The 12,900-nt window shown below is 48.8% G+C and carries 10 protein-coding genes; 7 read left to right on the top strand and 3 right to left on the bottom strand.

Annotation, left to right across the window (positions count from 1 at the left end):
• Nucleotides 1–105: 105 nt before the first annotated feature.
• Entirely contained in the window at nt 106–717 is a 612-nt protein-coding gene (locus HW115_RS02965; protein ID WP_178931077.1) for a hypothetical protein, read from the top strand.
• On the opposite strand, the gene HW115_RS02960 is transcribed toward HW115_RS02965, so the two are convergent.
• Nucleotides 681–1,892, bottom strand: coding sequence for a BamA/TamA family outer membrane protein (locus HW115_RS02960; protein ID WP_178931076.1), 1,212 nt, complete (start codon nt 1,890–1,892; stop codon nt 681–683). The genes HW115_RS02965 and HW115_RS02960 overlap by 37 nt on opposite strands.
• Before the next feature lie 134 nt (nt 1,893–2,026).
• On the opposite strand from HW115_RS02960, the gene HW115_RS02955 reads away from it, so the two are divergent.
• Together HW115_RS02955 and HW115_RS02950 are read left to right on the top strand one after the other, a co-directional pair.
• A complete protein-coding gene (locus HW115_RS02955; RefSeq protein ID WP_178931075.1) occupies nt 2,027–2,620 on the top strand; it encodes a LemA family protein in 594 nt (197 codons plus the stop codon).
• 57 nt (nt 2,621–2,677) lie between these two features.
• On the top strand, nt 2,678–4,597 hold the full coding sequence (locus HW115_RS02950; RefSeq protein WP_178931074.1) for a M48 family metallopeptidase: 1,920 nt from the start codon (nt 2,678–2,680) through the stop codon (nt 4,595–4,597).
• 37 nt (nt 4,598–4,634) lie between these two features.
• Here the strand turns inward: HW115_RS02950 and HW115_RS02945 are convergent, their stop codons facing one another.
• On the bottom strand, nt 4,635–5,330 hold the full coding sequence (locus HW115_RS02945; RefSeq protein ID WP_178931073.1) for an alpha/beta fold hydrolase: 696 nt from the start codon (nt 5,328–5,330) through the stop codon (nt 4,635–4,637).
• Nucleotides 5,331–5,453: 123 nt separating this feature from the next.
• Nucleotides 5,454–5,801 carry a hypothetical protein gene (locus HW115_RS02940; RefSeq protein ID WP_178931072.1) on the bottom strand — a complete coding sequence of 116 codons (348 nt, stop codon included), beginning with the start codon at nt 5,799–5,801 and terminating at the stop codon, nt 5,454–5,456.
• 799 nt (nt 5,802–6,600) lie between these two features.
• On the opposite strand from HW115_RS02940, the gene HW115_RS02935 reads away from it, so the two are divergent.
• From HW115_RS02935 to HW115_RS02920, 4 genes are all read left to right on the top strand, one after another.
• A complete protein-coding gene (locus HW115_RS02935) occupies nt 6,601–7,248 on the top strand; it encodes a PEP-CTERM sorting domain-containing protein (RefSeq protein ID WP_178931071.1) in 648 nt (215 codons plus the stop codon).
• A gap of 301 nt (nt 7,249–7,549) precedes the next feature.
• A complete protein-coding gene (locus HW115_RS02930) occupies nt 7,550–8,329 on the top strand; it encodes a carboxylesterase family protein (RefSeq protein ID WP_178931070.1) in 780 nt (259 codons plus the stop codon).
• A gap of 34 nt (nt 8,330–8,363) precedes the next feature.
• Nucleotides 8,364–9,437, top strand: a complete 1,074-nt coding sequence (locus HW115_RS02925; RefSeq protein WP_178931069.1) for a hypothetical protein — start codon at nt 8,364–8,366, stop codon at nt 9,435–9,437.
• A 443-nt stretch (nt 9,438–9,880) separates the two neighbouring features.
• Nucleotides 9,881–12,772 (top strand): glycoside hydrolase family 95 protein, encoded by a 2,892-nt coding sequence (locus HW115_RS02920; protein ID WP_178931068.1) that lies wholly within the window; start codon nt 9,881–9,883, stop codon nt 12,770–12,772.
• Nucleotides 12,773–12,900: the final 128 nt, after the last annotated feature.

Genomic DNA, 12,900 nt, shown 5'->3' with positions numbered 1-12,900 from the left:
ACTCCCTAACCCTCACACTACATGAAGCCGTATGCCCCCCATGCCCGGTTCTTTTTTGACTTTCCTCTCTCCGACGTCTATGCCATCGCCTGCGCCTCGATTAATTTGATTCATTATGGATCGCGCAGAGGTGTGTTTGGTTCAGGGACTGAGGAAGCCGTTGATTTAAATCAAGCAGATGCCTTTCAGATCACGATGTCTGTTCGAAGCCGGGCCCTGTTGAGTGACCGTTATGATTTTAACCTTGTTTATTATCGTCGTGATTTATCTGAGTCTCTTTGGAATGCTAAGTTGCGCAAAAAGCATTTATCATTGAAACAAATTACCAGGCGGGTTGCTTTTGGGGAAGATCCAAGTGTGGAACCCTTACGGGTGAAACATTTTTATTTGAAGTCTGACCGCCCAGTTTATGTCGCCAAGATGGAACATGGAATGCCGAATGATGATTGTGTCCCGTTGGATTACGTATCTCAGTTCAATAAGCTATTTGTGGGATACTTGATGCGTTGTCCAAAAGCTTACCCCTTGGAGGTTGAATTGTTTGGTCAACAGGGGCTTTCACTGGCGATGCGTCGTGATGGTGCTGTGATCTCGAGTGTAGCCCCTCATGTCTTGGTCTACCAACGGGGGGGATTGGAGCAAGCTCCCGAATCAAGTGAAGTGGAGGAGAGCGTTATGGATCACGGGCGCATCCAGGCACTTCCGAAAACGACATAGATGGCGGTGTCTTCTTCACTGAAACCGATGTCGAGACCCATGTGAAGTTGCTGATCGCGTGCGATTTCATAGCGGATGCCGGTGCCTCCCGACCAAATAGATTCGGTATCGTCGAAGGGACCAAAGTCGCTGATGCTGACACCAGCTCCGGCAAAACCAACCAGACTCAGCCGATTGCGGATTTTCCAGCGGAGTTCCGCTTCTGCAAAGGCTACATGCTCTCCTTGATAGCGCATGGCGGGAACCCCTCGGAGTTGGATGAAGGGACGTTGGTAAAATGGGACGTCACCAAAACTCATGTCCACGACGGATTTTAGCCCCAATACCAAATTCTCGTTCAGCGGCTTGAAATAGAGACTGGTGAGGTTTGCTCTCTGGTAGGTAGCGCTGGCACCAAATGCCGGATCATGAAAGGTGATGGAGGCCTCTGCCATGAGCCCATGATTAGGTGTGAAAATATTATCGCGGCTGTCGAAATTGTAGAGCAATCCAATGCCGCCCAATTCGGAATCGAATTGTTTTTCCGGAAATCCAGGGGGAAGGTTGCTTGCCTTGAAGCGGGTGGACATATCACCATAGGTGTAAGCGATTCCCAGCATTGAGCGGGTGTTGCCGAGACGGTAACGAGCCTCGGTTTTAATAAACTGGCTTTCGATATTGTATTGAAAGGGGCCGAACCTCGAGTTGGATCCGATACCATAGAAATCGAGGTTGGCGGAGACATCGCCGAGCGCGATCAGCGTTTGGAGCTTGCCATCGAGCCAAGTTCCGGAGTGACCAGCAAAATAGCCATCGGATCCATTTTCCGTGGCGAGTGCGCCAATGGCTAGAATGTTGGGCCTGATCTTCTTTCCTTCCACATCTTCGCCATTTTCGGAAATAAAGATAAGGCTACCCACCGCTCCATAACCGACAGCAGGTTCGGTGATCGGAATCACCATGGGAATAGCCCCGAGTGGATGTTTGATCATTTCGCTGAGATCAAAGCAACCATCATCAGGATGAAAAAAGGTCACATTTCTTTTGTTCTCCTGAGCTGGGGAAGCCAGCCCCACTTCTTCAACTTCTCCCGCAGAAACGGAGCAGGGGAGATTGAATAGAAGAAAGCCGCAAAGCCATGGGCAGGAGGTGATACGCATTGAATGAATCCAAGCAAAGCTGGAGATTTTCGACAAGATGATTTTTGTGCGAGCCGTTATGACACCTTGAGTAGAAGGCTGCGTTCTTTTTGTAATGGTAAATTGCCGTATTTCCATTAGTTTGTGGTCGCGCATGATTTTTGGCGTATTAACTACAAAAAATAGAAGAGATGTTTGAATTTATGATTTTTCTCGGTGTTTTACTGCTTGTTGCCATTGTGTTGGCCTTGTGGGTGATGGCAAAATACAACGGTTTGGTTAAATTGAGGAACCGATACCGCAACGCCTTTGCCCAGATCGACGTGCAGCTCAAGCGTCGCTACGATTTGATCCCCAATTTGGTTGAAACGGCCAAGGGGTTTATGAAACATGAACGCGAAACCCTCGAAGCGGTGATTCAGGCGAGAAACATGGCCAGTGATGCCCGGCAAGGTGCGAATACCGAAGATGCGGCATCCATGAGTGCCTTGATGTCTGCAGAAGGCGGACTCGGTAGTGCTCTGGGTCGCCTTTTTGCCCTTTCTGAGGCTTACCCTGATTTGAAGAGTAATGCCAATATGATGCAAGTTAGCGAAGAACTAACATCCACGGAAAATAAAGTGGCCTTTTCCAGACAAGCATACAACGACGCGGTTACAACATACAATACGGAACGGGAAGTGTTTCCGACCAATATAATTGCCGGGATGTTCAACTTTGGTGAAGCCTCTCTCTTTGAAGTCGCCAATGAGAGCGAACGTGAAGCGATTAAAGTTGAATTTTAATCAATCATTGCAAAGAGAAGTTAAGTCAAACAATTCGATTGTTTCGTTGTTAGAATTATGAACTTCTTTGAAGCTCAAGACGATGCCCGGCGTAGGACGAGGTGGCTGGTGGTGTATTACATCCTGGCGGTTGTAGGCATCATTCTATCCGTCTATGCCATTGTTGCCGGGGTGATGGCCTACCTTGGCATGAGTGACGGCTTGTGGATGCCCGAAGTGCTTCTTATGACTGCGGTAGGTGCCGGAGGCATGATGGGGATCGGCAGTTTGTTCAAGACGATGCAGCTTAGTGGTGGTGGTGCTGTGGTAGCCAGAGACATGGGGGCTCGTCAAGTGGACCCTCACACGACGGACCCGGAAGAAAAGCGCTATGTGAATGTGGTTGAAGAAATGGCGATTGCTTCGGGTGTCCCGGTTCCTGAGATTTGGATTATGGATGACGAGCTTGGAATCAATGCTTTTGCTGCCGGTTCTGAGCCTGGAAATGCCGTGGTCGCTGTGACCCGTGGTTGTATTCAGAGGCTGTCGCGCGATGAGCTTCAGGGGGTGGTGGCCCATGAATTCAGTCATATTCTCAATGGAGATATGCGTTTGAATATGCGCCTGATGGGCTTGCTTTTTGGTATTCTCATGATTTCCATGATTGGTCGGATGCTGTTTCACGCGATGCGTTTCATGCCGATGCGGAGTTCCAGAAATGATCGCAATGGAGGAGCGGCAGGAATTGCGATTGCTATTTTTCTGGCTGGGATTGGTTTGATGATCGTGGGCAGTGTGGGCGTCTTTTTTGGACGGATGATTCAGGCCGCCATTTCCCGCCAGCGTGAATACCTTGCAGACGCCTCGGCGGTGCAATTCACCCGGAACCCTGACGGCATTGCCAATGCCTTGAAAAAAATCGGAGGGATGCAATACGGTTCAAAAATGGAGTCTCCGAAAGCGGCAGAAGCCAGCCACCTCTTTTTTGCGGATGGTGGTATGTTCAGCTATGGCTTGGCGACTCATCCACCCTTGGATGTCCGTATCCGAGCCATACAAAAAAGTTGGGATGGTGAATTTTTGGAAACCGATATTCCCGATATGGACGGAGTTTCTTCTGGTCGGCCATTGGCAGCCGCCAGCAGTGGATTGAGCCAGGGGACCGTGTTTCTTTCATCGTCGCCGAGTGTTGACGGGGGGCAGATCCGTGAAATGGGTGGAGATTCCAGGGTGGATGTCAAACTTGGACAATCGATGCTCCAGTCGATAAAACCGGAATGGTTGGATGCCTGTCATGATCGCTCTCAGGCACAGGCGTTGATGTTTGGTATGCTCTTGTCCGATGAGCCTGATATGCGGAAGCGACAAACCGAATCGATTCGCCAGCAATTAGGAGACGCTGCCGTAGAGAACTCGAAGCGTTGGCGGGTGGAAACTCATGCTGAGTCTTCTCAGATGAAAATTGCATTGATCGATTTGGCCATCCCTTCGTTACGTCGCCTCTCTCCCCCTGAATATGATCGATTCATTCAGATGACCCAATGGTTGATCTCGAGTGATGGCCAGGTTGAATTGTTTGAAATGATGATTCAGAAAGTCTTGCAGCGGCATTTGGATGTTCATTTCAAACGTCAGGCCTTTCCTGGAATTCGCTATCGGAAGATGGAGGATTTACTCGAGGATGCGAATGTTTTATGGACAACACTAGCGGCCATGGGAGGTGAAAATCAGATGGCGGATGCCTATCAGACCGCATTGGCAGATAGTGCATGGTCCTTACAAATGTTGCCACCCCAGGATTGCGGATTGCAGCGGATTGATCAATCACTGGACCGATTCAATCTTGCGACGCCATTGGTTAAACAACAGCTTTTACAGGTCTGTGGTCGCATTGTCATGCACGACGATGTCGTGGAAGCCGGGGAAGCCGAACTCATTAGAGTCGTAGCTGATTCGATTGGCTGTGCCGTGCCTCCTTTTGTCAGGATGCACCAGTAATTGCTGCGTTTGGCTTGTAATGTTCTCAAGCTAGGCTTCAGGTTTCCTGGAGGAACTGGAGGATATGTTTGACGCATTGGCGCGGTTCCCTTTGAAAAACCAAATGAGGGGACTCGATCCAGTGCACCGATGCCTTGGGGTAGGATGTGAGCAGACGACTTTGGGCTTCCCACGGAACCAGATTATCGCTTTGGGCCTGCAAGATGAGCATCGGGGTGTCCGAGAGGTCGGGGTTGTCTGATTCGTCCAATGAGAGGACGGAGCGCACTCGTTTGGCCAGGGTCCCGGATGGGATTTGACGGATGACGGATCGTAGTTCTGCTAGTTCAGCGGCACTGGCGTCATCTCCAATGAGGTAGTGCTTAAGGGCGTGACGCGGTGGGCTTACCATGAAAAGTGGACGCAAGGGCAGCATGGCATATCCTGGGTTGAGCGGGGTATCACAAAAGGATGCGGCGAGGACGACTCCGCTGGATTCTTCCGGGCGTAAGGCTGCCATGCGCAGGGCTAGGGGCCCCGAGAATGATTCGGCAATCCATAGCCGGGCTTGACCTTTGGCCAGCGAGCCATCCAACCATGAGGCGAGGGCCGGATACGTTTGTTTGCCAGATCTTGGCAGGTTGATGAACTCCGCGTTGATTCCCTCAGGTAAATGGGCCCGGACAGAGGAATAGAGGTCTCCTGTCCCGTGTAGTCCAGGTAAAAAAGTCCAAGTCGGAAGGGTGGGATCCATGATTGCTTCCTATTACGCACGATGAGGTGCCGCTTTGTCAAGAAAGCTCATCAGCGTATTGCAGGCTGGCGGCTTGATTGATCGGGGGAATGGTGGATGGCAAGGGTGGACGATAGAGATGAGTCATCGCAGCGGTTTAACGTCGATGGCTGTATGCTCGCTGATGGGGCCGTAATAATCGACTTGGTAGATTACGCTTCTACCGCAGCTGTCAACGTACCAGTGCTCACGTGCGGTCATTAGATTGCCAGAGGGGCCGCGAGCCGAAGATTGCAGGGAGACCCTCTGGACGACCGGAGAGGAACAATTGGGAGAGCTTGATAGCTCTTTTTGTGAAATGTTGGTCCGGATGTTTTGGGTGAGGAGGCCCGCTGCAAGACTTTGCTCTTGCGCGGATCTACTCATTCGGACGCCACTACCTGCACATTGTGTCAGGAAGATGATGAGAGGGAGAAGCATGAGTAGTTTCATGACGTATCTGGGGGGATTGGTGAACGGGTAGAATGAGAGCTGACAGATCAGATAGACCTGTGGGGGCTGTATGGGCCTTTAGATCCGCTGATGAAGAGAACTTGCGTAAGTTCGAGCAGCACAACCTATCCGATATCTGGCCAGTTGTCGAGTCAGAAAGGGAAACAGGGGGGGGGACCTTCAGCGTTTTTGCTTTGTAGCTGGTGACTTGTGAAATAATCTATTTACGGTTATGAGTATAGACGCCCAGCTTTCGCCTCAATTGATGGGGGGAAATGGGAGGAGGTCGGTAAAGGGACATTTAAAAATACCAAGGGGTGGCAAGAAGCCAGATTCAAGTAGGCCAAATACCGTTATTTACGTCAGCTCGCTATCTTGAAAGCTTTTAAACAAAACCCTTCTGCACATTCATACCAGACGTTTTTAATGCTGAGGGGGTAAACAAAGCTTCCTTCCTGAATTTCAAGAAACCATTAAGGGAAGGCATAGCTTTGAACCTTTTAGACAGGAGGTTTTTGAAAACTACCATCACGGCATATGTGTGTTTCATCGACTGGTGAACCTCAAAGGCTGCCTGATAGAAGAAGGGCATATTATGTCGGATTAACCGAAAACAACCTCCGCCTTTAGCGGATCCAACCATGTAAGAAACCTCACTTGGCCTTCGACATGTCACGGGTACCCGTGACTATGAGAAGTGCTGTTTTATTTTATGGTTTGTCTGCCAGATAGGCAACGCGAGAACAATTGGTATTCAACGGCCTAAGTTCTTCAAACTTACAACTAACGTATTATAAAAATGAAAAAGACACTACTACCACTAGCAAGCGTGATACTCGCTGGCTCAGCACAGGCTGCCATTACTTATGTAGATGCAGATCCTACAAATACCACCCTGGCCGATGGATCTGCGCTTACGGTCACTACGAGCGGTACTAATGCACCCGCGGACGGTACAACTTGGCATATTCGCACATCTCACGGAAATGTGGGGCCGGATATTTATTGTGTAGCACCTGCTGCCTCTGCCCCTGAAATTCGTACCACGATTTCTGGACTAGCAGCAGGTAACTACAATCTCTATGCCTACTATTGGGTCGGAGGAGGTGCTGCACCAACAGGAAACAACCGATGGGACATTCGTGCGGGATTAGTAAGTGGAGCTCTGACTGACTACGAATGGGATGATGCCCCGGTGGCAGACAATGCTGACATTGATCCAGACATTCTAGTTGATGACGGGGGTGCTCGTTACCTTCATCAGATTAACTTGGGCGTAGTCACTGTTGATGGGGCAGGGCTTGCTCATGTTTATATCGATGATTTTTCCGGTAACGACAATCGCACATGGTATGATGGTGTCGGCTATGAACTCGTTCCCGAGCCAAGTTCGACTGCGCTGCTCGGACTGGGTGGGCTTACATTGATGATCCGTCGCCGTCGCTAATCAAGCCATACTCTTTATGATTTCAAGAGGGTGTTGGTCGAATCAGCCGACACCCTCTGTTGTGCATGGGGCGCTTGTAATACGTTGAAATCTAAGTTGAAAAGGCTGGTTTTATACATGATTTGGTATCAAATGGTGCAAAGATGAAATTTCATAGAGCGTCACGCATATTCGTGACATTTTTGTGGTGGATTGATGGTGGTAATAGGGAGTAGACTTGAGGTGAAACGTCACTTCAGATCTTTTTATGTTTAGTCACTGTATTTCATTCGTTTTTCATCACCTGCGTAAAACCTCAACCGTGGCCGCCGGCTTGCGTTCACTGGTGGCTGTCTTGATGGTTGCCTCTCCTGTCCAAGTTATTGCAGTAGAAGCGGACATCGAGGCTAGGGTCTTTAGTGAGGGGGGGCTGTCATTGCCCTATCGAATTCTGAAGCCTGATGCATATGTTCAAGAAAAAAAATATCCACTCATTGTTGCCTTACACGGCGCATGGGGCAGGGGGACGGATAACAAAAGCCGGGCGATTGATGCCTTTCAGTTTTTATCCACGGAGAAAGTTCGGAAGGATTATCCGGCTTTTATCATCACTCCGCAGTGTCCGGCTAAAAAACAGTGGGCCAATACTCCGTGGGGGAAAGGATGTTATTCGCTTAAGAATGTTAAAATTTCAGAACCGATTCAGACTGTTATTGCAATCATTGCGTCGCTTCAGAAAGAATTCAGTATTGATCCCGATAGGATTTATGTGACTGGTCAGTCGATGGGAGGCTACGGGACATGGGATATTATTATGCGTAAGCCTGATCTCTTCGCTGCTGCTATTCCCGTGTGCGGGGCTGGAGACCTGAGCCAGGCTAAAAAACTGGAGCATCTTCCGATTTGGTGTTTTCACGGGGGTAATGACACGGTTGTCCCGACAGCGGCATCCCGGGAGATGGACAAGGCGATGAAGGCCATAGGGAATAGTAATTGGAAATACACGGAGTATCCGGGTGTGGGACATGGCTCATCGAAGCACGCTTGGAAGGAAGCTGATTTGATTCCGTGGTTGTTTAAACAAAAGCGCGCAGCGCAATGATCAACGTATTGAAGGTGTGATGAAAAGGGGCTTCATGAAGAAGATTGTTCTCGGGATGGCAGCAGGCATGGCTGTGCTTGTGCCCTGTCTAGCCAAGCCTCTCGACTTTAATCAACCTATTGTTGGTGTTGAGCAAAAGGCGGCGAAGGAGGATCAGGGCATTCATGAGGTGCCTGATCTTTTTTATGGTATTGCCGCGAAAGAATACGTGGTGCGGTTAAAAGATATGGGGGTGAATATGATTACTGTGCCTATTTCAAGGGAAGGGCAGGATCCGCTTGTTGCATTCTTGAAAGGCATCAAAGATGAGCAAGGAGATCGTTTTTTGTCTATCGTTATCAGTCACCGAAAGTGGAGTCTTGATCGTGAGTCCCAGCGGGAGAGTTGGGCAACGGCAGTGGCGAAGACATATAATGCGATTGATGATGCAGGTCTGGGCGGGATGGTCAAGGCATGTCGTTTTGATGAAAATGATCCACTTCGAGGGAAGGCTTCTACAGCGGACCAGTGGCAGGTGCATTTTGACGCTATCTTGGATGCCATGGATCGCTTGAATCAAAAAACGAATAATGCATTTAAAAGTAAGACCGTTTTGATGCATGGTGAGGGCCTTGGTGCTAATTTTAAAGGTGTTCATAAAGCGCATGTGCAGTCGGGGTTTGATCAGAAAATGCGAGAACGCTGCATCAACTATGGATTTACGTTCAAGTTGTTTGATCAAGGGGAGCCTCCCAATGGGAAGAGTTCTGACATCCGGGAATGGGAGCAGCATTTTCGGGGCCACTGTGGACTGGATGAACTCAGCCAACTGAATCAGCCTGTTCTTTTCGTCGGAAATGCCGGGGATGGACTTTTCCCCCGCTCTTTGGATAAGGAGTTTAAGTTGCGGGGAGCCAACCAGTGGTATTTCGCGCCCAGGGCATTGCTTAAAATTTTTAAAGAATACCAATGGTCACATTTTGCATTTGGACCGTTTCTTGTCAAAAGTGATAAAGGTGGACGAACCTATCTTCATACCGTTGAGAATGGAAAAATCGTTGAACGTAGTGAGCAACTGGAGGATTGGAAACGCTGGAAAGATGCTGTATCCAAGCCTAGTCTTCCTTGAAATATCGTGTTTTTAAGAGTGTAAACGGGGAGCAGATCGAAGCGGCTATTACGTATGTATCGCAACGCGTAGAGGTAAGTCTATTGCGGAGGGATGGCGTTGTGTTTGAAAATGTTCCGGTCTCACGATTCTCCAAGTTGGATCAGGAGTATATCCGTGCCTGGGCAAGCTCTGAAAAATAGGTTGTGAAAACGATGGTCATAAAAATGTCAGGCCGTCATGACTGATGAGTTTTCCATTTTTGACTGGGTAAGGGTGACTGCTTTAATACCCTTATTCTAGGTTTGGTTCGCAAATGGGTAAAACCTTCAACAAGGTCACGGATGTGCGTGACTTACCTAAAATCAGTTTTTAAGTATGTTGATCAATATTGGAATGTGGATACATTCCTGAATAGCCGAATCTATAATTGCTAACCCTCCCAATCAACCTCAATAGAACCTATGAAAAAACTAATACTAATACCTATTTTGCTTATCAGCGTGTTGCTGCAGGTTCAAGCCCAGACGATTACTGATGCTAGGAAGAATGCGAATAAGGCATATAGTGCCGCTCTAACTAAGCATAAAACCAATGATGAGGTGGCGATGGTACATCTAGAAGCCACCAGATTGAAGCGAAATTTACGTGAGGAACAAATCTCTGCCGGATTAGTGACGGGACTCGATAAGGACGCCCGAGCTGCCATATTCAAGAAGCTCAAGGCAGATGAAGCCTATGTAAAACTGCAAAAACAATACGATACGGAATACGCAAAACTGAAAGGTTTGTTGGCTGATTTAGATCCTGAATATAAAGCGGCACTTGAGGCTGTCGATAAGTTGGCTCCAAAGAAGGGAAAGCCTAAAAAAGATGCAAAGCCTAAAAAAGACGGGAAGCCAACAAAGGGCGGCAAGCCGAACCAAGGTGGCAAGTCTGCAAAGAAGTTACCCAAACTGCAGACCAAGCTCACACAGTCGATTGGAAGAGCCGTGTTTAAGCGCTGTGAGACGGTTTTTGATCGGGCAACGGTCATATGGTTTCGCTATCCTGCCGGAACTTGGTTAGAGGCATTACCAATTGGGAACGGATCTTTCGGAGCCATGGTTTTTGGTGGTGTAACCGAGGATGTTGTTCAGTTTAATCACGATACGTTGTGGACGCCTCCGAATATCTCAAAGGAAATTGTAGAAAACCCTTATCCTAGCAAGCAGAAGGAGATCTCTAAAATTCGCGAGATGATCTTCGCCGGGCAGGAACCGGAGGCTCATGCCTATTCACGTGAGCATTTGCTACATAAGTATGACGTTGGTGCTTATCAGCCCTTGGGGGAGTTGTTGTTTAAGTACGATTTTGGTAAAAAACCTAAGAAGGAATCGATTGAAAACTATCATCGTAAATTGGATATGGAGACCGGCTTAACGACGGTTCGTTTTGAGCTTGAAGGCACGACTTACGAGCGAGAAGTGTTTATTGCTGACGATGAGGATGTAATGATTTTGCGGATGCGCGCTACCGGAGAAGGAACCATCTCTACCGATATGCAGTTCAATAGACCGATGCATTTCGAGCACCAGAAACCAGTCACTCAAAGTCATGGGACAAACATGATCACTCTTTCCGGTAAGGCTCATGGCGATAAGCCTAGCGATATCGCAACGAGTTATCAATCGGTCGCATTGGCGACGACGAAAGGTGGAGAGGTTGTTTCTAAGGACGGTGTGCTTTCGGTTCGTAACGCAAAGGAGATGATCGTTTATATAGCGGGGGCTACGAATTTTAATGCGGCGAATCCATTTAAACCATCGACCACGGATCTACAGGCAACGTGTATTCAATTACTGGGAAAGCTCAAGGCAAAGGGAGTTGAAAAGGCAAAAGCTGATTCGGTGGAAGCGCACCAGGAAATTTTTGGACGCGTTGATATCCAGCTTGGTCCGAATCTCAAGAATGACATGCCGACGGATGAGCGCGTCAAACGATCACGCGAGATGGCTGAAGACGAGTATGACCCTTATTTGACCATGCAGCTGTTTCATATGGGGCGCTACCTTTTGATCACGTCTTCACGCCCAGGGTCGATGGCTGCGAACTTGCGTGGTATTTGGAATTCTGAATTAAAGCCTTCGTGGAACTCGGATTATCACCATGATATTAATGTGCAGATGTCATACTGGTCCGCTGAAGTCACCAATATGACGGAGATGCATAAGCCGTTGTTTGATTTACTCAAACTAGCCCGACCACGAGGTCAGAGAGTTGCCTCTGAGATGTTTGGCTGTCGTGGCGTGTTTTTACCATTGCTGCACGGGATTTATATGACTGCCTATCCTCCCACTCCACCAGCTTCAATGTGGGCAATGGGTGGAGCATGGAATGCGACTCACGTGATGGAGCATTATCGATTTGCGGGTGATAAAGACTATTTGAAGACCGAAGGCTATGGAATCATTAAAGATCACACCTTATTCTGCCTTGATTGGTTGGTTAAGGATCCACGCTCGGGTAAACTCGTTGGCGGTCCTGATTATTCGCCGGAAACCGCTTTCTCTGTTACTCCGGGAGGAGGAAAGGGAACGCGTGGTTGGGGTGTTTTAGATATGGGCTGTGCCATGGATCAGCAGATCATCTGGCAGATCTTTACTGACTTTCTGGAGGCTTCAAAGGTGCTCGGGATCGAAGACGAGCTGACTAAGGAGGTGGCGGATAAGCTTCCCCGCCTGGCTCAGACGAAAATTGGGAAGGATGGAACCATTCAGGAGTGGAGTAAAGATTATGAATCATCGGAGCCGGACCATCGGCATATTTCACACATGTGGGGGTTCTACCCCGGTAACCAGTATCATGTCGATAATGCACCGGATATGCTAGAGGCGGGGCGTAAAACACTTGAGATTCGCACCGACTCCGACCGTGGTGGGCGCCGTGTGACATGGAGTAATTTGTATTACGTCAATTTTTTCGCCCGTTTCGGCATGGGCGAGCGCGCACTGTTGTGGGTGAATAACTTGAATCGCATTCGTGGCTTCAATGTGAACTTGATGGGAAGCCAGGGACAGGTTCAGGACTGTAACTACGGTTACCCCAGTGGTGTGGCTGAGATGTTGTTGCAGAGCCACACTGGCGAGATCAAGCTACTCCCGGCATTGCCCAAGGCATGGTCTGAAGGCTCAGTTACTGGCTTGGTTGCTCGTGGTGGCTTCGAGGTGTCTATGAAGTGGAAAGAGGGAAAGCTGACCGACGCGATGATATTGTCCAAGCGTGGTAATCCATGCACGGTTACCTTCGCGGGTAAAAAAGTGTCATTAAAACTGGCTGCAGGGGAGAAAAAGAACGTAGCAGGGGACTTACGCTAACACGATTCGACGGAGGCGAAACGGTCGAATGTCGGTGGGAGATGACAGCACTGCTGATGCTCAAGGTTTTGAGTATGAATCACCTGCGCGATGTGGCGTGTACTCGTGACAATACAAACAACAACAAC

Source organism: Oceaniferula marina (genome assembly GCF_013391475.1).
GTDB classification, from domain to species: Bacteria; Verrucomicrobiota; Verrucomicrobiia; order Verrucomicrobiales; family Akkermansiaceae; genus Oceaniferula; species Oceaniferula marina.
Note: the sequence above shows the minus strand (reverse complement) of the source record. Positions and strands in the feature narration are given on the sequence as shown.

Coding starts and splice junctions, on each gene's coding strand:
- HW115_RS02955 (WP_178931075.1), top strand. CDS start 2,027: ATGTTTGAATTTATGATTTTTCTCGGTGTTTTACTGCTTGTTGCCATT.
- HW115_RS02920 (WP_178931068.1), top strand. CDS start 9,881: ATGAAAAAACTAATACTAATACCTATTTTGCTTATCAGCGTGTTGCTG.
- HW115_RS02940 (WP_178931072.1), bottom strand. CDS start 5,801: ATGAAACTACTCATGCTTCTCCCTCTCATCATCTTCCTGACACAATGT.
- HW115_RS02935 (WP_178931071.1), top strand. CDS start 6,601: ATGAAAAAGACACTACTACCACTAGCAAGCGTGATACTCGCTGGCTCA.
- HW115_RS02945 (WP_178931073.1), bottom strand. CDS start 5,330: ATGGATCCCACCCTTCCGACTTGGACTTTTTTACCTGGACTACACGGG.
- HW115_RS02950 (WP_178931074.1), top strand. CDS start 2,678: ATGAACTTCTTTGAAGCTCAAGACGATGCCCGGCGTAGGACGAGGTGG.
- HW115_RS02925 (WP_178931069.1), top strand. CDS start 8,364: ATGAAGAAGATTGTTCTCGGGATGGCAGCAGGCATGGCTGTGCTTGTG.